The sequence below is a fragment of the Bacillus sp. J41TS8 genome (genome assembly GCF_018333035.1).
GTDB lineage: Bacteria > Bacillota > Bacilli > Bacillales > Bacillaceae > Bacillus > Bacillus paralicheniformis.
Map to the genome: position 1 here is coordinate 1 of NZ_BORF01000026.1, position 19,803 is coordinate 19,803.

At 45.5% G+C, this 19,803-nt stretch carries 20 protein-coding genes, 1 tRNA gene, 1 rRNA gene, 1 other RNA gene and 1 other annotated feature; of the genes, 14 read left to right on the forward strand and 9 right to left on the reverse strand.

Translation table 11 applies throughout. The features are described from left to right. Positions 1-11 precede the first annotated feature (11 nt). Positions 12-127, forward strand: a 5S ribosomal RNA gene (rrf, locus tag KI350_RS22345). Positions 128-143: 16 nt separating this feature from the next. Here the strand turns inward: rrf and KI350_RS22350 are convergent. After that, positions 144-1,121, reverse strand: coding sequence for a YaaC family protein (locus tag KI350_RS22350; RefSeq protein WP_025810895.1), 978 nt, complete (start codon positions 1,119-1,121; stop codon positions 144-146). A gap of 121 nt (positions 1,122-1,242) precedes the next feature. Here KI350_RS22350 and guaB point away from each other — a divergent pair, with 121 nt between their 5' ends. The 5 genes from guaB (at position 1,243) to serS (ending at position 7,478) form a co-directional block, all read left to right on the forward strand. Beyond that, entirely contained in the window at positions 1,243-2,709 is a 1,467-nt protein-coding gene (gene guaB, locus KI350_RS22355) for an IMP dehydrogenase (RefSeq protein ID WP_020449769.1), read from the forward strand. Positions 2,710-2,893: 184 nt separating this feature from the next. Next, entirely contained in the window at positions 2,894-4,189 is a 1,296-nt protein-coding gene (gene dacA / locus KI350_RS22360) for a D-alanyl-D-alanine carboxypeptidase (protein ID WP_031305058.1), read from the forward strand. A 186-nt stretch (positions 4,190-4,375) separates the two neighbouring features. After that, on the forward strand, positions 4,376-5,260 hold the full coding sequence (gene pdxS, locus KI350_RS22365) for a pyridoxal 5'-phosphate synthase lyase subunit PdxS (RefSeq protein ID WP_020449771.1): 885 nt from the start codon (positions 4,376-4,378) through the stop codon (positions 5,258-5,260). 21 nt (positions 5,261-5,281) lie between these two features. Beyond that, on the forward strand, positions 5,282-5,872 hold the full coding sequence (pdxT, locus tag KI350_RS22370) for a pyridoxal 5'-phosphate synthase glutaminase subunit PdxT (protein ID WP_025810896.1): 591 nt from the start codon (positions 5,282-5,284) through the stop codon (positions 5,870-5,872). A 51-nt stretch (positions 5,873-5,923) separates the two neighbouring features. After that, positions 5,924-6,143: a binding site (T-box leader), on the forward strand. A gap of 57 nt (positions 6,144-6,200) precedes the next feature. Continuing rightward, positions 6,201-7,478 carry a serine--tRNA ligase gene (gene serS, locus KI350_RS22375; protein WP_025810897.1) on the forward strand — a complete coding sequence of 426 codons (1,278 nt, stop codon included), beginning with the start codon at positions 6,201-6,203 and terminating at the stop codon, positions 7,476-7,478. A gap of 29 nt (positions 7,479-7,507) precedes the next feature. Here serS and KI350_RS22380 read toward each other — a convergent pair whose 3' ends face one another. The 4 genes from KI350_RS22380 to KI350_RS22395 all read right to left on the reverse strand — a co-directional run bounded on the left by KI350_RS22380 (position 7,508) and on the right by KI350_RS22395 (position 11,582). Beyond that, the gene (locus KI350_RS22380; protein WP_025810898.1) at positions 7,508-8,638 is read right to left on the reverse strand and encodes a glycerate kinase; all 1,131 of its coding nucleotides are present in this window, start codon (positions 8,636-8,638) and stop codon (positions 7,508-7,510) included. 15 nt (positions 8,639-8,653) lie between these two features. Continuing rightward, positions 8,654-9,922, reverse strand: a complete 1,269-nt coding sequence (locus KI350_RS22385) for a GntP family permease (protein ID WP_025810899.1) — start codon at positions 9,920-9,922, stop codon at positions 8,654-8,656. An 89-nt stretch (positions 9,923-10,011) separates the two neighbouring features. Then, the gene (locus KI350_RS22390; protein WP_025810900.1) at positions 10,012-11,130 is read right to left on the reverse strand and encodes a CdaR family transcriptional regulator; all 1,119 of its coding nucleotides are present in this window, start codon (positions 11,128-11,130) and stop codon (positions 10,012-10,014) included. A 29-nt stretch (positions 11,131-11,159) separates the two neighbouring features. After that, the gene (locus tag KI350_RS22395; protein WP_025810901.1) at positions 11,160-11,582 is read right to left on the reverse strand and encodes an SMI1/KNR4 family protein; all 423 of its coding nucleotides are present in this window, start codon (positions 11,580-11,582) and stop codon (positions 11,160-11,162) included. A gap of 129 nt (positions 11,583-11,711) precedes the next feature. Between KI350_RS22395 and KI350_RS22400 the strand changes: the two genes are divergently transcribed. Continuing rightward, positions 11,712-11,804, forward strand: a tRNA-Ser gene (locus KI350_RS22400). A gap of 140 nt (positions 11,805-11,944) precedes the next feature. On the opposite strand, the gene KI350_RS22405 is transcribed toward KI350_RS22400, so the two are convergent. The 4 genes from KI350_RS22405 to KI350_RS22420 form a co-directional block, all read right to left on the reverse strand. Next, positions 11,945-12,586 (reverse strand): deoxynucleoside kinase, encoded by a 642-nt coding sequence (locus KI350_RS22405; protein ID WP_020449778.1) that lies wholly within the window; start codon positions 12,584-12,586, stop codon positions 11,945-11,947. Beyond that, a complete protein-coding gene (locus KI350_RS22410; protein WP_020449779.1) occupies positions 12,583-13,206 on the reverse strand; it encodes a deoxynucleoside kinase in 624 nt (207 codons plus the stop codon). The genes KI350_RS22405 and KI350_RS22410 overlap by 4 nt, the downstream gene beginning before the upstream one ends. An 85-nt stretch (positions 13,207-13,291) precedes the next feature. Further along, on the reverse strand, positions 13,292-14,611 hold the full coding sequence (locus tag KI350_RS22415) for a glycoside hydrolase family 18 protein (protein WP_031305057.1): 1,320 nt from the start codon (positions 14,609-14,611) through the stop codon (positions 13,292-13,294). A 36-nt stretch (positions 14,612-14,647) separates the two neighbouring features. After that, positions 14,648-15,136 carry a cysteine hydrolase family protein gene (locus KI350_RS22420; RefSeq protein ID WP_229128912.1) on the reverse strand — a complete coding sequence of 163 codons (489 nt, stop codon included), beginning with the start codon at positions 15,134-15,136 and terminating at the stop codon, positions 14,648-14,650. A gap of 142 nt (positions 15,137-15,278) precedes the next feature. Between KI350_RS22420 and tadA the strand changes: the two genes are divergently transcribed. From tadA to KI350_RS22455, 7 genes are all read left to right on the forward strand, one after another. Beyond that, positions 15,279-15,761, forward strand: a complete 483-nt coding sequence (tadA, locus tag KI350_RS22425; RefSeq protein WP_025810903.1) for a tRNA adenosine(34) deaminase TadA — start codon at positions 15,279-15,281, stop codon at positions 15,759-15,761. 90 nt (positions 15,762-15,851) lie between these two features. Further along, positions 15,852-16,117, forward strand: an RNA gene (gene ffs, locus KI350_RS22430) — signal recognition particle sRNA large type. 129 nt (positions 16,118-16,246) lie between these two features. Next, a complete protein-coding gene (gene dnaX / locus KI350_RS22435; RefSeq protein ID WP_025810904.1) occupies positions 16,247-17,947 on the forward strand; it encodes a DNA polymerase III subunit gamma/tau in 1,701 nt (566 codons plus the stop codon). 26 nt (positions 17,948-17,973) lie between these two features. After that, entirely contained in the window at positions 17,974-18,297 is a 324-nt protein-coding gene (locus KI350_RS22440) for a YbaB/EbfC family nucleoid-associated protein (protein ID WP_023856408.1), read from the forward strand. Between the two features lie 13 nt (positions 18,298-18,310). Further along, positions 18,311-18,907: a recombination protein RecR gene (gene recR / locus KI350_RS22445; RefSeq protein WP_020449786.1), complete on the forward strand. Its 597-nt coding sequence runs from the start codon at positions 18,311-18,313 to the stop codon at positions 18,905-18,907. Between the two features lie 20 nt (positions 18,908-18,927). Then, on the forward strand, positions 18,928-19,152 hold the full coding sequence (locus KI350_RS22450; protein WP_025810905.1) for a YaaL family protein: 225 nt from the start codon (positions 18,928-18,930) through the stop codon (positions 19,150-19,152). Positions 19,153-19,216: 64 nt separating this feature from the next. Next, positions 19,217-19,483 (forward strand): pro-sigmaK processing inhibitor BofA family protein, encoded by a 267-nt coding sequence (locus KI350_RS22455; RefSeq protein WP_025810906.1) that lies wholly within the window; start codon positions 19,217-19,219, stop codon positions 19,481-19,483. The last annotated feature ends 320 nt before the right edge of the window (positions 19,484-19,803 follow it).

Sequence of the window (19,803 nt, forward strand, 5' to 3'; positions counted from 1 at the left end):
GAAGGCAATAGTTTGGTGGCGATAGCGAAGAGGTCACACCCGTTCCCATGCCGAACACGGAAGTTAAGCTCTTCAGCGCCGATGGTAGTTGGGGGCTTCCCCCTGTGAGAGTAGGACGCCGCCAAGCGATGAAGAAGACCAGCTTATATAAGCTGGTCTTTTTTGTTGTTTTCTTTTTTTTGAAGAAGCAGTTCAGCGATATAATAGGGGAACTTTGACTCGACTATATGTAAAAACTGCTGGATGATGACATAATCATCGCTAGCACTTTGAAGAAGAAGGTCATACCACCATTCAGTTTCATACCTGGCAATCATGCTTAAATTGTACGCAACCAAGTAATGCGCCAATATTTCCGGGAGCTTTAAAAAGTGATCCCGTTCAGCCGGGAAATAATATCTGTCTTGCTCCAAATCATAAAGCAATGTGGTCGAAGTGCTGGGACGGCATTCTTTATGAGCGGCAGAAAAAACGATTCCCTCTTTTTCCTCACGGCAGAAAGACCAGTTTAAATGGTATTCGATATGTTCGATGAAACGCTTTGATGACATATTGTAAGCATTGGGTGTCTCGCCAGGCAGCTCAATTAGCCGGTCTTCGACGGCTGCTTTTACAATCGGATTTGGTTTTCTTTGAAATGCCAGCACTTTATTGATCTCCGGAATTTTCGCCAAAAGCTGTTTCATATTGAATCGTTCATCTTCCAATCCGGATAATTGGAAAAGGGATCTGATCACGTGCATACATAGGCCGTTCCTTTGGATTTTCACTTCATCTTCATAAAAGCGGTAATTTTGTTTTTTTCGTTTTCTTGTGGTCACGCCATGAGCAAGCACTGAAGTATGGCTGGGATAGGAAGGATCTGTCGTTAACAGGCAGGCTTTCAATAGCTGTGCCATGCCGTAAAATAATAAAATGGGTTTGATTTCCAACGTAGCGATTTTGGCTTGCTTGTAAAAAGCTTCTGCATGCTTAAGAAAAAAAATAAACCGCTCTCCGTTTTTATAAGAGTTTTTTTTGGCATCTTCCATTCCTTGATTTTTATATACCATTTCAAGAAAATGCTGGGCTGTTTCGACCGAATAAAACAGCTTTAAATCCTTCCATCCTTTATCTTGCATGTACTCCACTTCCCTTATGGTTATTTTCTAAAAATTACAACTGTTTCTCGCTTTCTTGACAGTGGGTATTCAAGTTGATAATCTACATATAATATTTTGCCGAAAAGAGGGGGATTTACTAATGTGGGAAAGCAAATTTTCGAAAGAAGGCTTAACATTTGATGATGTATTGCTCGTTCCGGCTAAATCGGAGGTACTTCCGCGCGACGTGGATTTATCGGTTGAGCTTACACCGTCCCTTAAGCTGAATGTTCCAATTATTAGTGCAGGCATGGATACAGTGACAGAAGCTCAAATGGCCATCGCGATGGCACGGCAGGGCGGATTGGGCATTATCCACAAAAACATGTCGATTGAACAGCAGGCTGAGCAGGTTGACAAAGTCAAACGTTCAGAGCGGGGCGTTATTACAAATCCGTTTTTCCTGACGCCAGAGCACCAAGTTTTTGATGCAGAACATTTGATGGGCAAATACAGAATTTCCGGTGTTCCGATTGTTGACAATGAAGAGGATCAGAAGCTGGTTGGAATTATTACAAACCGTGATCTGCGATTTATTTCTGATTACTCCATGAAGATCAGCGATGTTATGACAAAAGAAGAGCTTGTTACGGCTCCTGTTGGTACAACCCTGGATGAAGCGGAAAAAATTCTTCAAAAATACAAGATCGAAAAACTCCCTCTTTTAGATGATCAAGGTGTTTTAAAAGGGCTTATTACGATTAAAGACATTGAAAAAGTAATCGAATTCCCGAATTCAGCGAAAGATGTTCACGGCCGCCTATTGGTTGGAGCAGCGGTTGGTGTAACAGGCGACACAATGACACGCGTCAGAAAGCTTGTGGAAGCCAATGTCGATGTGATCGTCGTTGATACCGCGCACGGCCATTCACAAGGTGTCTTGGATACCGTTAAGAAAATCCGCGACACTTATCCTGAATTAAATATCATTGCCGGCAACGTCGCAACTGCCGAAGGAACAAAAGCGCTTATCGAAGCCGGAGCAAATGTAGTTAAAGTCGGTATCGGACCGGGTTCTATTTGTACAACCCGCGTAGTGGCCGGTGTCGGTGTTCCGCAAGTGACAGCGATTTACGATTGTGCGACTGAAGCAAGAAAACACGGTGCGGCGATTATTGCAGACGGCGGCATCAAGTTTTCCGGAGATATCGTCAAAGCCTTGGCTGCCGGAGGCCATGCCGTCATGCTTGGAAGCCTTCTTGCCGGAACATCCGAAAGCCCAGGCGAGACTGAAATCTACCAAGGCAGACGCTTTAAAGTTTATCGCGGTATGGGTTCAGTAGCTGCAATGGAAAAAGGAAGCAAAGACCGCTACTTCCAAGAGGAAAACAAAAAATTCGTTCCGGAAGGCATTGAGGGCCGTACGCCTTATAAAGGTCCGGTTGCTGACACAGTTTATCAGCTTGTCGGCGGTTTGAAATCCGGCATGGGGTACTGTGGAACAAAAGATTTGCACGCACTGAGGGAAGATGCGCAGTTCATCCGCATGACAGGCGCAGGCCTGCGGGAAAGCCATCCTCACGATGTACAAATTACCAAAGAATCGCCTAACTATACCATTTCCTAATCAAATATGACAAAAATTAAACCGTAGACAGAGTAATACTCTGTCTATTTTTTTTTGCTTCCTTATGATAAAATTTATAATGTTGTGTTTGAAAAATGTCTTAAAAGGCTTTGATATAGATTATTAGTCTGATGAAAAGCGGAGGTATCACGATTTGAAAAGCAAGAGAATAAAGCAGCTGATCATGTTGATCGTTGCTTTTGCCGTGACTGTAGGTGCATTTTCTCCTATGTCGACAGCAAAAGCCGCAAATGATCCAATTAATGTAGACGCGAAAGCAGCAATCTTGGTGGAAGCTTCATCGGGGAAAATTTTGTACAGCAAAAATGCCGATCAGCGTCTTCCTGTTGCCAGCATGGCCAAAATGATGACGGAGTATCTTCTGTTGGAAGCGATTCACGAAGGCAAAGTGAAATGGGATCAGAAGTACACGCCTGACGATTATGTATACGAGATTTCCCAAGATCGTTCATTATCGAATGTTCCTCTTCGTAAAGACGGATCATACACTGTAAAAGAGCTTTATCAGGCGACTGCAATTTACTCTGCAAACGCGGCGGCTATTGCACTTTCTGAAATCGTTGCCGGTTCTGAATCAAAGTTCGTAGAGTTAATGAATAAAAAAGCCAAAGAGCTTGGAATGAAAGATTTCAAATTTGTGAATGCTACAGGTTTGGAAAACAAGGATCTTCACGGCAAACATCCGAGCGGAACAAATGCCAATGAAGAAAATGAAGTATCTGCGAGAGACATGGCGCTCCTTGCCGATCATTTAGTAAGCGATTATCCTGAAATCCTCGATACGGCGAGCATTGCCAAAACGAAGTTCAGAAAAGGCACAGACGATGAAATGGACATGCCGAACTGGAACTTTATGCTGAAAGGCCTAGTTCAGGAATATAAAGGTGTGGACGGGCTGAAAACCGGCTCAACGGACTCTGCCGGATCATGCTTTACGGCTACTGCCGAAAGAAACGGCATGAGAGTGATTTCCGTCGTTATGAATGCGAAAGGCGACCTTCATACGGGACGATTTAAAGAAACGAAAAAAATGCTTGATTATGCATTTGATAACTTCACGATGAAAGAGTTTTACGCAAAAGGCGCACAAGTGAAAGGCAACGAAACGGTCACAGTCGACAAAGGGAAAGAAACTGAAGTCGGCGTCGTAACGGAAAAAGCCTTTTCAATGCCTGTGAAGAACGGTGAAGAAAAGAATTACAAGGCGAAAGTGACGCTGAACAAAGACGAGCTGACCGCACCTGTTAAAAAAGGTGAAAAAGTCGGTACCTTGACGGCCTCCTATAAGGGAGAAGAAAAGGACTACGGATTTCTCGGCAGCGATGTATCAGGTGTAAACCTCGTGACAAAAGAAGATGATGAGAAAGCAAATTGGTTTATTTTAACGATGAGAAGCATCGGCGGCTTTTTTGCCGGTATTTGGAACAGCATTGTTGAAATGGTAACCGGCTGGTTTTAATCAATAAAGGGCTCTATCTGATAGGGCTCTTTATTGTCATATTCAGATAGAATTACCATTTACAATCCTAACAATTTGTTATTAAAATAGAAATAATCTTCGTGTTTTTCATATGATTTTGTGGAATTATAGGATACAATAGGATTAAATCTGACAATTCAATCTTTGATTAGGGGGATCCTTGAAATGGCTCAAACAGGTACTGATCGCGTAAAACGCGGTATGGCAGAAATGCAGAAAGGCGGCGTCATTATGGACGTTGTCAATGCCGAACAAGCAAAAATCGCAGAAGAAGCAGGAGCCGTCGCAGTCATGGCGCTGGAGCGCGTTCCGGCTGATATCCGTGCGGCAGGCGGAGTTGCCCGCATGGCAGATCCGACAATTGTCGAAGAAGTGATGAACGCTGTTTCAATCCCGGTTATGGCGAAAGCCCGCATCGGGCATATCGTTGAAGCGCGTGTTCTTGAAGCGCTCGGCGTTGACTATATTGATGAAAGTGAAGTTTTGACTCCTGCGGATGAAGAATTTCATTTAAATAAAAACGAATTTACCGTTCCATTTGTATGCGGATGCCGCGACCTCGGAGAAGCGACGCGCCGGATCGCAGAAGGAGCTTCAATGCTTCGTACGAAAGGCGAACCTGGTACGGGCAATATTGTGGAAGCTGTCCGCCATATGAGAAAGGTGAATGCTCAAGTGCGCAAAGTAGTCGGCATGAGCGATGACGAACTGATGACAGAAGCGAAAAACCTCGGCGCTCCGTATGAGCTGTTGAAGGAAATTAAAGCCGAAGGACGCCTTCCTGTTGTAAACTTTGCTGCCGGCGGTGTGGCAACACCTGCTGATGCTGCTTTAATGATGCAGCTTGGCGCTGACGGCGTATTCGTAGGGTCCGGTATTTTTAAATCCGACAACCCTGCTAAATTCGCGAAAGCAATCGTTGAAGCGACGACGCATTACACGGATTACAAACTGATTGCCGAGCTATCAAAAGAGCTTGGAACTGCGATGAAAGGGATTGAAATCTCAAATCTGCTGCCAGAACAGCGTATGCAAGAGCGCGGCTGGTAAACACGAAGGAGACGGATTGACATGCTGACAATTGGTGTACTTGGACTTCAGGGAGCTGTAAGAGAACATATTCGCTCAATTGAAGCATGCGGAGCAGCCGGAAAAGTCATTAAGTGGCCGGAAGAGTTAAAGGAAATCGACGGTTTGATTTTGCCGGGAGGGGAAAGCACGACGATGAGGCGCCTCATCGATACGTATCAGTTTATGAAGCCCCTTCAGGAGTTTGCCGCATCCGGAAAGCCGGTATTTGGAACTTGTGCTGGGCTGATTATCCTGGCGAAGAATATCGCCGGAGCGAATGATGCCCATCTTGGTGTTCTGGATGTAACCGTCGAACGAAATTCCTTTGGAAGACAAGTGGACAGCTTTGAAGCGGATTTAACCGTTAAAGGACTTGACGAACCGTTTACAGGCGTATTTATCCGCGCTCCGCACATTTTGGAAGCGGGCGCAGATGTGGAAGTGCTTTCGGAGCACAACGGTAGAATCGTCGCTGCCAAACAAGGAAATCTGCTCGGCTGTTCTTTCCACCCTGAGCTGACGGATGACCATAGAATGACGAAATTATTTGTCGAGATGGCCGAAAAGCATAAACAGGAAGCCGTCGTATAAAACGGTTGAAAGCTGTTAAAACTTGTAGTACATTTATAAGACAATATAGATCGAAAAGCGTTGATAGGAAGCAGTAGGAAGCCTCTCTTTCCAAGAGAGCCGATGGTTGGTGCGAATCGGCGAAAGATGCTGTCCGAATCCATCCTTGAGCGAAATGCTGAACAGTCAAAGTAGGCATTTACGGGAGAACCGTTATCAAAATGAAGCGGAAAACAGGAGGAAGACGCCTGTTTTCAATCAGGGTGGCAACGCGAGAGCTCTCGTCCCTTATATTTAGGGGACAAGGGCTCTTTTTTTCGGTCAAATCAGTATAAAAGGAGCGAGGCAGATGCTTGATATCAAACTGCTGCGGGCAAATTTGGAGGAAATCAAACAAAAGCTTGCCCACAGAGGAGAAGATTTATCAGATTTTGATCAATTTGAGGAATTGGATACAAAGAGAAGAGAATTGATCGTCAAAGTGGAAGAGCTGAAAGGAAAGCGCAATGAGGTATCTCAGCAGGTTGCCGCTTTAAAGCGCGAGAAAAAAGATGCTGACCACCTCATTAAAGAAATGCGCGAAGTCGGTGAAGACATTAAAAAGCTTGATGAAGAGCTGAGAACGGTCGAATCTTCACTTGATAAAATCATGCTGTCTATCCCGAATATCCCCCATGAGTCTGTTCCGGTCGGTGAGACTGAAGACGACAACGTGGAAGTTCGCAAATGGGGCGAACTCCCCGGATTTTCATTTGAGCCGAAGCCTCATTGGGATATTGCCGATCAGTTGGATATTCTTGATTTTGAGCGGGCAGGCAAGGTTACGGGAAGCCGTTTCGTTTTCTATAAAGGGCTAGGCGCCAGACTTGAACGGGCATTGTATAACTTTATGCTTGATCTTCACGTAGACGAGTACGGCTATACGGAAGTCATCCCGCCGTACATGGTGAACCGCGCAAGCATGACAGGCACCGGACAGCTGCCGAAATTTGAGGAAGATGCCTTTAAAATCAGGGAAGAAGATTATTTCTTAATTCCGACGGCAGAAGTGCCAATTACGAACCTGCATCGCGATGAAATTTTGTCAGCTGCCGAGTTGCCGATCAATTATGCGGCGTTCAGTGCGTGCTTCCGTTCAGAAGCAGGCTCAGCTGGCCGTGATACGCGCGGTTTGATTCGCCAGCACCAATTTAACAAGGTTGAACTGGTGAAATTCGTGAAGCCTGAGGATTCATATGAAGAGCTTGAAAAGCTGACAAATCAAGCGGAGAAAGTTCTTCAGCTGCTTGAGCTTCCTTATCGTGTGATGAGCATGTGTACGGGCGATCTAGGATTTACCGCTGCGAAAAAATACGATATCGAAGTATGGATTCCAAGCCAAAACACATATCGTGAAATTTCATCTTGCAGTAACTTCGAAGCTTTCCAGGCGAGACGGGCGAATATCAGATTCAGAAGGGAAGCAAAAGGAAAGCCTGAGCATGTCCATACGTTAAACGGCTCCGGCTTGGCTGTCGGCAGAACGGTTGCCGCATTATTGGAAAATTACCAGCAGGAGGACGGGAGCGTCATCATTCCTAAAGCGCTTCGTCCATACATGGGGAACAGAGATGTTATTCAACCATAAAAAGTGCGCGCCAAGAGGCGCGCTTTTTTTTATGCGAGAGACCAGACGGCGGCTACATTTCGGGCACAGCGCGTAAGATTTGAACTTCCATCGGCAAGGGCGTTTTCCAAGGAGCTGATCCCTGGCACAATCGAAAAGAGAGCGGAAATGCCGATATCATAAACAAGCTCGCAGCCTTCACCGAGCGATCCGGCAAATGCAATAACGGGAATATTCTCGCTGCAGGCGCGTTTTGCGACGCCGGCTGGCGTTTTTCCGCTGACTGTTTGGCCGTCTATTTTTCCCTCACCCGTAATGACAAGATCGGCTCCTTTAATACGTTCGGAAAAAGACAAAGTATCTAAAACAATGTCAACTCCGCTTTTTAATTCCGCTTTTAAAAAGGCACAGAGGCCTGCTCCTAATCCTCCGGCCGCTCCTGCTCCCGGAATTGAATCGATTTCGCACCCCAGCTCTGCTTTGACTGCAGCAACATAATGTTTTAAGTTTTGATCCAAAAGAGCAGTCATTTCACTGTTCGCCCCTTTTTGCGGCCCAAATACGGCGGAGGCTCCGCGAGGTCCCGTAAGAGGATTATCGACATCACAGGCGGCTTCAAAGTGGATATGCTTTAACTGAGGATTGAGGCCGCTCACATCGATCTTGGCAATCTCAGCTAATGCACCGCCCCCATTTTCAATCTCTTCTCCATTGCGGTTTAGAAACTTCACACCCAGTGCTGCAGCCATTCCCGCTCCGCCGTCATTTGTCGCACTTCCGCCGAGTCCGATGATGATGTTGGACACCCCTTTTTTCGCAGCATTGAGAATCAGTTCTCCGGTTCCTCTCGTTGTCGTTAACAGGGGATTCCGCTGTTCAGGGGGCACGAGGTGAAGGCCTGACGCTTCAGCCATTTCGATGACAGCCGTTTTTCCGTCGCCAAGCAGGCCGTAAGCCGCCTTTACCGGCTTCCCGAGAGGGCCTGTGACTGTTTGCTGTACGATGTCTCCTCCGGTGGCGTCAATCAGAGCTTGAACGGTTCCTTCGCCTCCATCAGCAACCGGAATGTTGACGTATTCGGCGTCAGGCAGAACCGCTTTAAAGCCTTTTTCAATGCTTTTAGCCGCCTCAAGCGATGTCATGCTTTCTTTAAATGAATCAGGTGCGATTACGATTTTCATGGTACCTGCTCCTTTTTAAATAAAGAATTGAAAAATTCCAAAAATCAAAGTTGAGATAATGGTTAGGATTAAGCCGATGACTGACTCATATGGAATCAGCTTTAACCGTTCTTTCATGGACATGAAGACGCTGCCTCCCGTCGTATGAAAAAAGCTTCCGTGAGGCAGGTGATCGAGCACCGTTGCTCCGGCGTGAATCATTGCCGCACCTGCGAGGCCGGCGACGCCAAGATCAAGCAATGTCGGGCCGAATACGCTGCTGGCGACAGCTGTGCCGGCGGTTGTTGAGGCGGTTGCCATCGACATCAGCATGCCGGAAATGGGAGCTAAGAGAAACGACGGCAGACCCAAGCCGACAAGGGTGTCGGTAATGAAAGAATTGAGTTGGGAGTTGGCGATGATTCCCGCAAGCGTTCCAGTCCCGATCAGCATCACGGCAACACCTGACATCTTCGACAATCCTGAAGCGGCAAAATCCTTCAGTTTGCCCGCTTGTCCCGATGCAATCGCAGTGACGAGGCCTCCCGCCGGCAAAGCGATAATTGGATCAATCGTAATACCTGCCACGGGCCTTAAGGCGAGCAACAGGATGGAGACCATCGGACCGCTGATCGCCGCCCAAAATGCCGGCAGTTGTTGAGCCGTTTGGGTTTCAATCTCATTTGCAGCTACTCCTGTTCCTTTATTTGAAAGGCGTTTTGCTAGTAAATAAGTGGCGCCCAGTCCAAATATAGCGGGGATGATCCCGGCGGCCATCACGGATGTCAAAGGGATGTGAAAGGCATCTGAAGCAGCAATGGCATTAGGGTTTGGCGACATAATATTGCCCGCTTTTCCTCCGCCGATCATCGCCAACAGAATGGCCGCTTTGCTGATAAAGGTCCGCCTTGCAATCGCAAGGGCGATCGGTGCGACTGTGATGACGGCGACATCGACGAATACGCCGACCGTTGTTAAGATGGCTGTCGCCAATGTTAAAGCAAGCAGCGCTCTTTTTTCTCCAATTTTATTGACAATGGTTTCTGCAATCACCGCTGCGGAGCCGGATTGAATCAGAACGCCGGCGAGCACCCCTGCTGCCAAGATGCGGAGTACAGCAGGAATCATGTTTTTAGCACCCGCTATCATCAAATCCGTCGTCTCTATTAAATCTGCGCCGCCGATTAAGCCTCCGGCCAATGCGCCGATCATCATGCCGTAAGCCGGCGGGACTTTTTTCAGAATGAGAAAGATTGATATGGCTAATGCGCATAAGGCGCCTATTGCATTGATTTGAATATCCATCTGCATACCCTCCCTTACGTCCAATTGTAAACGCTTTCTGTACAAGGGAGAATTGGTCAGGTATACGGATTTCGTTCCTTTATCCTATATTAAAATTGTTCATTTGCACAAAATGGTGAAAAAAGCGTAATGGCTGTATACAGTTTGAATAGGTCGTCAAATCGTTTTGGATTGCATCCTGTCGCTATTTCAACCTTTCTCAGCCGGTAGTTTAATGTATTGCGGTGAATAAAGAGTCTTGATGAAGTTTCCCCGATTTCGCCGTTTTCTTCTATATAGCAGAGGAGGGTATGGATTAATTCGCCCTTTTGATCTGCTTGGGAAAGGCGGTCCCAGATGTTTTGAAAATGAATCTCCTGATCCGGACGCTCTATTTTTGATAACAGAACGGGGATCGCAAACTCTCGATAATCGTATAAACTAGAGCTGTTTTTAGCAATCTTGAGCGTTTGTTTTGCACTTTGATAGGAGAATGGCAGCTGCTCAAGCTGATCCGCCTGTTCGCCAAGCGCGCCTCTGACCGTTTTCCATTGGCTGAGCCAGCCGTTCCAAGATGAAAAGAGATCAGCCCTGCTTTTAGCGGGAGCGCCTGCCAGAATAACTGTGATCTCTTTTAAAGAAATATTGGCGTACAAATCTTTCGCGGTTAAATGTTTTTCAAGTTTTTTAATAAATGCCGGCTTCATATCAGCGGATGGCAGCTCAAACACAAGACAAGTACGCTGGCCTTCTAGCGGTATATTCAATCGCTCCGCACGTTCAAGGAAGTCAAGGGATGCTAGGTCGGCCCCCTGAATCATTTGGATGACCGTTTCTTCCCGGAGCCTTTGATCCCATGTCAGCTGTTTTGTTAAAAATGCCTGTTCGACAGTCAGCTCTGCTGCCATTTTAACAAGTTCACCATATCGGCTGACTTCAGAAGGCGGCCCCGTGATTCCAATAACGCCGATTATTTCATCATGAAATACGATGGGAAGGTTTACGCCGGGCTTTGTTCCCGTTAAAGCCGAGCATTCTTCAGGCGTGATGCTGATAACCCTTTCAGCTGCAAGTGCGTCCTTCGCTCCGGCGTGTTCATCACCAATTCTCGAGCGGTCTCCTGAGGCGATGATAACCCCGTTTTCATCCATCATATTAATGTTGTGCCGAATAATCGACATGGTCCTGTCGACAATTTCCTCCGCCAATTCTTTTGATAGATAATTCATTTCATCATGCTCCTGCCTAAGATCTTGTTTTAAATGGTGATTGTTCCGTCGATCCAGCCTTTTATGAAAGGTTTTAAAGAAGATGCGATCCATATTTGGCTGTCGTCTATATGATTCCAAACATAAATATCATTTTTCCGTATAGAGCCGTTTAAAATCGAATAAGCAAATAAATCGCCATTGCCCGCACCTGCTATAAATAACAGACAATCGAACGGCTTAAAACAGTCGGTGCTTCTCATGTCTAGATTCTCTTCTATCATTCTGTATGCAGGCCAAATGAGATGATCCCCGAATGTATCATTAATGCCGTCTGTCGTTTTTAAAAGGCTGACCAGTTCATCTGGAAAAGAGACGCCGAGGAGTTCTTCTGCTTTCTGAAGCTCCTCTGTTTCAATAGGTCTGTTCAGCGTGTAATCTTGAGGTAAACGTTCTATAAAATGTTTCCACAATGCTATCACCCTTTGCGTTTATCATTATTTTTGCATATAATGAGAAGCGTGAACAATAAAATAAATTTTTTATGAAAAAATCTCTTGACTTAAAAAGATAGGACATGTTATATTAATTCTTGTCGATACGGAGGAATACCCAAGTCTGGCTGAAGGGATCGGTCTTGAAAACCGACAGGGGTGTCAAAGCCCGCGGGGGTTCGAATCCCTCTTCCTCCGCCATTATTGATTTGCATTTTAGTGATTGACTAAGCATAAATTGGAGATTGTGTTGCCGCTGCCTGGATAGGGCAGCGGTTTTTTTTTATATGCACAAGCAAAAAAAGAGCGGCTCTTCATGGGAATCCGCTCTTTTTGCTTGTTTATCTTTGAATAGCTTCACTGATTTTTTCAATGATTGGATCGAGGGAGGCAGAGTTGTTGAACAGATCGTATTCATCAATATTGACTCTGACAACCGGACAGGCGTTAAAGCCGCTGATCCAGTTTTCGTACCTTGTGTACATTTCCTCCCAATACGATCTGTCGGTTAACATTTCCATTTCTCGTCCGCGTTTTTTGATGCGGTCGAGAATCGATTCCAAATCGCCCTCCAAATAGACTAAAACGTCGGGGCGGGGGAAGTAAGGCGTCATGACCATCGCTTCAAACAGGCTTGTATACGTCTTATAATCGACTTTTGACATTGTGCCTTTATCGGCGTGCATTTTGGCGAAAATGCCTGTATCTTCATAAATTGAACGGTCTTGAACAAATCCGCCGCCCGATTCGTAAATGTATTTTTGCTCTTTGAAGCGTTCCGCTAAGAAGAAAATTTGCAGGTGAAAGCTCCAGCGTTCAAAGTCTTGGTAAAAAGCCTCCAAATAAGGGTTGTTCACAACCTCTTCAAGAGAAGTTTTAAATCCGAGTCTTTTTGCAAGCTCTTTTGTCAATGTGGATTTCCCAACTCCTACCGTTCCGGCAACAGTAATGATAGCATCTTTCGGAATAGCATATACACTCATTCTATATACTCCTTTACTTGATCGGCAATTCGATTGAAAACGGCTTCGGAGATCACGAAGTCTTCCTGATCTCCGTTAATTTCAATAACGGGTATTGGCGGATCGGATTCTTTAAATTGCTTAATGGCAGCATCATAATCATTGATGAGCTGTTCCAGATATTGCTTGTCCATTTCCTGTTCAAACGGCCGTCCGCGTTTTTTGATCCGTTCCAATAACGTCGGAAGGCTTGCTTTTATGTAAATGATGACGTTTGGTTTCGGCAGATCTTCTGTAAGCAGATGATAAATTTTTCTGTATTTCTCAAGTTTTTTGCCTTCCAGCGTCCGTTCAGCAAAAATGAGGTTTTTATAAATATGATAGTCCGAAACAACGGGTATGTGGTGATGCAAATACTTCTTTTCGGTATCTTCAAGCTGCTTATAGCGATTGCAGAGGAAAAACATCTCAAGCTGAAAGCTCCATTCATCTTTGTCATCATAAAATTTATCAAGAAAAGGGTTTTCTTCGACGATTTCTTTAACCAAAGAGAGTGAGAGCTTTTCGGAGAGCATGCTGGCCAAGGTTGTTTTTCCCGCGCCGATGGGGCCTTCGACAGCGATGAAAGGGGCTGTGTTCATAGGTGTCCTCCTACTAAAGAAATTCATTTGTGAACCATACATATTGTATCACATCATCATCTTCTGCCATGAAAAAAACGTTCCTTTAACTTGGGAACGTTTCTTTCACAACATTAAATTGATCGGCTATCAAGAGCCAGTTTTGCGGGAAGGACAGGCCGAGCTTCCAATAGCTGATTCCCCTTAAATTCAATTCCCTAATCAGATCAAACTTTGCCTGAATCGAGCGGGCGTCTTCAAACCATACCTCATGCTGTTTGCCGGCATTGTCCGTATAGCGGAAGAAAGGAGCCTGGGCTGTTTCATCGTACTGTATCGCCGCATTGTTTTCACTCGCGATTGCAATTGCCCGCTGGGGACTGATTGCTCTGGCCAGCTGCCCGCCTGGCGTATAGGGGAGCGTCCAGTCATAACCGTACAAGTTCTGGCCCATGACGATTTTGCTGGCGGGCATTTCCGTGAGTGCGTATTCGATCACATCCCGTACGGGTCCGATCGGCGATACCGCCATCGGCGGCCCTCCGCTGTAGCCCCACTCATATGTCATTAGTACGACGAAATCGACAATCTCTCCGTGAGCCCGGTAATCATGGGCCTCATACCATTGTCCGGGCTGATCCGCTCTCGTTTTAGGCGCAAGCGCGGTTGAGATGAACCAGCCTTCCTGTTTGAAGCGGGCCCGTGCATCCCGTAAAAATTGATTATAGGCTTCTCTGTCTTCAGGCCTTAAGTATTCAAAATCAAAGTGGATGTCTTTAAAACCGTATCTTCTGGCGGCTGCAACAATGTTATCAAGCAATCTGTTTTTTACATTCTGGTCCGTCAAAATGATTCTGCCGAGTTCGTCGCTGAAAGCTTCATTTTCGAGGTTGGTGACGATCATCATCATCGTAGTCCGGTGTCTGTCTGCAATTTCTTTTAAGTTGTTCAGCGGCGGTTCTTCGAGTGTGCCGTCCCGCTTTGCCTGGAAGCTGAAAGCACCCAAATAGGTCAAGTATGGCGAAGCCTCTCTTGCCGCCTGCTGCAGAGCGGGGCTGACGCTTTCTCCCCGCGGTTCGATATAAGCGTTTGTTTCAATGTTCCGTTTTGGCCGAGGGGGGATATAAAGCAGCAGCCCGACAGGCAAAATAGCGCTAACCTGAATGCGGTTGATCCTTGCCAGTTCAGCCGGAGAAATATTAAAGCGGGCTCCGATTGATGCTAATGTATCTCCTTGTCTGACCTCATAAAACTCGCCGGCGATCGGTATCACGATAGTTTGTCCGACAACAAGCCGATTCGGGTTCGGAATTTCATTCGTCGCGACAATTTCATTAACTGTTGTTCGGTAGCGATTCGCGATTTGATAAAGGGAATCGCCTCTTTTCACGACATAAATCTGAATGGGAAACGCCTCCTTTCTCATTGCTACCACTATATGAAGAAAGGAAGTGTTTCATGCTCAAGTTTCGGCGGTGATCTCTTTTGCCGTCGTAATATTGGCGAACAGAACATTTTCCATCATCGTCAACGCATATTTGTTGTCTTTTTCATTATTTGAGGCAATGCAATCGTGCGGAATCGTGATATCGTACTCCCTCATATAAGCGTCGTTTGCCGTAAATAACACGCAAATATTGCCTGCGATTCCCGTAATAATCAAATGGTCGACATGAAGTTCATTCAGCAATGTTTCAAGGGCGGTGCCGTAAAAAGCTGAGTGCTTTGGTTTGATTAAGAAATAATCGTTGTTATTCGGTGCGAGCCGGTCGATGATATATTCGCTTCTGTCGTTTTTGCATTTCTTGATAATGGCAGCAATATCCGCTTGCCAAATTCCAAAGTGGTCATTAATGTATATGATAGGCCATTTCTTTTTGGCTGCGTGTTCTTTTAATGCCAGAAGATGCTCGGTCATGTTTCTGGTCTTTTTGGAAAGAACGTCACCCATATCGAATTGAAAATCATTAATGATGTCGACTATAATGAGAGCTGAATTGGACAATGCGATTGTCTCCTTTCAGATTGCATATTCCTTTAACTATAAGTTAGCCTATTCTGTCGGGCGAAAAACATTGAAAGAGTGCATGCGGATGACACAAGACGAGTTTTATATGAAAGAAGCGATCAATGAAGCGAGAAAAGCTGAAGAAAAAGGCGAAGTGCCGATTGGCGCCGTACTGGTTCTGGATGGCGAAATTATTGCCCGCGCCCATAATTTGCGGGAAACCGAGCAAAGATCGGTTGCCCACGCAGAGATGCTCGTTATTGAAGAGGCATGCCGGAAGCTGGGAACCTGGCGGCTGGAGAGATCTGTTCTTTACGTTACCCTTGAGCCATGTCCGATGTGCGCCGGAGCGGCCGTTCTCTCCAGAATCGACAAAGTGGTGTTCGGAGCGTCTGATCCGAAAGGCGGCTGTGCGGGGACTTTGATGAATCTCCTGCAGGAAGAGAGATTCAATCATCAGGCTGAAGTCGTAAGCGGCGTAATGGAAGAAGAATGCGGCAGGATGCTAAGCGATTTTTTCAGAAAGCTCCGCGCAAAAAAGAAAGCGGAAAAGAAAAGGGAGCTGTGATGACGGAAATTTGCAATTTAGGGTGAAACAAGTTATACTAATGAGTGCGTCACATGAAGACGCAGCTTAAATAATTTGATATTTATTTTGCCGTGCTAAGCGGGGAGGTAGCGGTGCCCTGTACTCGCAATCCGCTCGAGCGAGGCCGAATCCCTTTCTCGAGGTTCGTTTACTTTAAGGTCTGCCTTAAGCAAGTGGTGTTGACGCTTGGGTCCTGCGCAATGGGAATCCATGAACCATGTCAGGTCCGGAAGGAAGCAGCATTAAGTGGAACCTTCCATGTGCCGCAGGGTTGCCTGGGCTGAGCTAACTGCTTAAGTAACGCTTAGGGTAGCGAATCGACAGAAGGTGCACGGTAAATCAATCATCAAATTAAGAACTCATCTATTTTAATATAGATGAGTTTTTTTCTTAAGAAGAGCTTTTGGATTTGAAAGCTGCTTCATGTATAATGGAAATGATGAAAACAAGAGGAGGGCGTGTTTGTGAGTTACCAGGCTTTATATAGAGTGTTCAGGCCGCAGTTGTTTGAAGATGTAGTCGGTCAGGAGCACATCACGAAAACGTTGCAAAATGCCCTTTTACAAAAGAAATTTTCGCACGCTTATCTGTTTTCCGGACCGAGGGGAACGGGAAAAACAAGCGCCGCAAAACTGTTTGCCAAAGCTGTCAACTGTGAGCACGCTCCGGTCAGTGAACCGTGCAATGAATGCTCCGCGTGCAAAGGCATTACAAACGGTTCGATTTCAGATGTAATTGAAATTGACGCCGCTTCTAACAACGGTGTAGATGAAATACGCGACATCCGCGACAAGGTGAAATTTGCCCCGTCTGCCGTCACGTATAAAGTATATATCATAGATGAAGTACATATGCTTTCTATCGGCGCATTCAACGCCCTTCTAAAAACGCTTGAAGAGCCGCCGGAACATTGTATCTTTATTCTCGCAACAACAGAGCCTCATAAAATTCCTTTAACGATTATTTCTAGATGTCAGCGATTTGATTTTAAGAGGATTACCTCACAGGCAATTGTCGGACGAATGGAAAAAATCGTCGAAGCTGAACAGTTCAAGGTGCAGGATGGCGCCTTAGACATCATCGCCAGTGCCGCCGACGGCGGCATGAGGGATGCGCTGAGCCTGCTCGATCAGGCTGTATCATTCAGCGGAGATGAGCTGACGGTGGATGATGCGCTGCTGATAACAGGGGCTGTGTCACAGCACTATATTGGAAAGCTCGCCTCAACCCTCCACGAAAAAAATGTTTCCGGTGCTTTGGAAACATTGAACGAACTGCTTCAGCAGGGAAAAGACCCGGCAAAATTAATCGAGGATATGATTTTCTACTTCAGGGATATGCTTCTTTATCAAACGGCGCCTGATTTAGAAGGCGTTCTTGAAAAGGTGAAGGTGGACGAAGAGTTCCAAGCTCTGTCCCGGCAAATTCCTGCACCAGACCTTTACGAAATGATCGATATATTAAATAAAAGCCATCAGGAAATGAAATGGACGAACCATCCGCGTATCTTCTTTGAAGTTGCAGTTGTGAAGCTCTGCCAGGGACCAAAAGCAGGGGCATCCGCGGCCGCCCAGCCGGAAGTGGATAATCTCGTCAAAAAGGTTCGGCAGCTTGAGCAGGAGATTGAGAAGCTTAAAACACAAGGTGTACAGGTTTCTTCGGCTCCCGCCCAGCCTAAAGAAACGTCCCGTCCGCAAAAAAGCGTGAAAAGCGCATATAAAGCGCCTGTCGGCCGTATTCATGAAATATTAAAAGATGCTACAAGACCGGACCTCGAAAAATTGAAGAGCTGCTGGGGACAATTGCTTGCCCAGCTTAAACAGCAGAATAAAGTATCGCATGCTGCCCTTTTAAATGACAGCGAGCCGGTCGCTGCATCTTCAAAAGCATTTGTCCTCGCATTCAAATACGAAATTCACTGTAAAATGGTAGCTGAAGACAATAATGGAGTCAGGACAAATCTGGAGCAAATTTTGGATGGAATGCTCGGCGGAAGGATAGATATAGTTGGCGTTCCCGAAGCCCAATGGGGTAAAATAAGAGAAGAATTTCTGCAGGATCATCAGCCGGAAGATTCTGAAGCAAATGAACCGAAAGAAGAAGATCCGCTCGTATCAGAAGCTAAAAAACTGTTTGGAGCGGAACTGATTGAAATTAAAGAATAAAAACATGAAAGAGAGTGGATTTGAGTATGCGCGGTGGAATGGGTAACATGCAGAAAATGATGAAGCAAATGCAAAAAATGCAAAAGGATATGCAAAAGGCACAGGAGGAACTGGCAGAAAAAGTACTCGAAGGTACTGCGGGCGGCGGAATGGTGACTGTTAAGGTAAACGGCCAAAAAGAAGTCATCGACGTCATCATCAAAGAGGAAGTCGTAGACCCTGAAGATGTTGAAATGCTTCAAGATCTTGTCCTTGCAGCGACAAACGATGCTTTGAAAAAAGTCGACGATGTAACAAATGAAACGATGGGTAAGTTTACAAAAGGAATGAACATGCCGGGTTTATTCTAGGAGGAAAATAAGAATGCAGTATCCTGAACCAATATCAAAGCTGATTGACAGCTTTATGAAATTGCCAGGAATCGGACCCAAGACGGCGGTCCGTCTGGCTTTTTTTGTTCTTAGTATGAAAGAAGACGTCGTGTTAGATTTTGCAAAAGCATTGGTAAACGCAAAGCGCAATTTGACATATTGCTCGGTTTGCGGACATATAACAGATCAAGATCCTTGCTATATTTGTGAAGATACGAGAAGAGACAAATCGGTCATATGTGTTGTTCAGGATCCGAAAGATGTCATTGCTATGGAGAAAATGAAGGAATACAGCGGACTGTACCATGTTTTGCATGGTGCGATTTCTCCGATGGACGGCATTGGTCCGGAAGATATTAAAATACCCGAATTGCTGAAACGGTTGCAGGATGATCAGGTGACTGAAGTCATTCTTGCGACAAACCCGAATATAGAAGGAGAAGCAACGGCCATGTACATTTCAAGGCTTTTAAAGCCGTCTGGTATCAAGCTGTCACGAATTGCCCATGGACTTCCGGTCGGAGGCGATTTGGAGTATGCAGATGAAGTCACTCTTTCTAAAGCGCTTGAAGGCAGACGTGAAATGTAGAGGGAGGAGATTGCATTACCATGGGTTTTTTTCGGAAAAAGAAGCTTAGAAAAGAATTTGATAATAAGCTGATTGAACAGCTGATCCATCAAAAGGAAGAATGGAACAGGCAAAAGCGGCTGATTGAAAACAGTCTTGAGCCTTCGCCAGAAGTTCTTTACGAATTAAAGGTTGCCGAGGCAAAGTACTTTTTTTATTTGCGGGAAGCAAAAAAAAGAAATTTAAGGATCGGCAGCTGGAAGTAGCAGGTCTATTCGCATGATTCCCATCATATGCTTGTACAAGAACGAGCGAGGAGTGATGGAATTCATGGGATCTGTTATCTTTATCGGGGCAATTGTCGCTTTGGTTGCCCTGTTGTTTTTTTCAAAAACATCATTTAAACCTTTGCGATTAATCGGAAGAATAGCGGTTAGATTTGTAGTCGGCGCTTTGTTTTTATTCTGTGTGAATCTGTTTGGCGAGAGCGTGGGCATTCACGTGCCGATTAATATTGTAACAACCGGAGTGAGCGGATTATTGGGGGTTCCCGGTGTAGCAGCTCTTATTGTTATTAAACAATTTATCGCAATATAATTTCTTGTTGACAATTTTATTTAAAGGTGTTAAATTAGTATTCGTCGCTGATGACGAATAATTTTTTTGAAAAAAAGTTATTGACGACATCACGATTAAATGTTAAGATATTATAGTCGCTTTGAGAGCGGCGATGAAGTTCTTTGAAAACTAAACAAGACAAACGTACCTGTTAATTCATTAAATAAATCGCACATGCGAATGTGCGTAGTCAGGGGCCTGCACGATGCAGGTCATGCAGATGTTGTCACAGGATGTGACGAACTTAATCTGCGCTCCATTATTTCATGGAGAGTTTGATCCTGGCTCAGGACGAACGC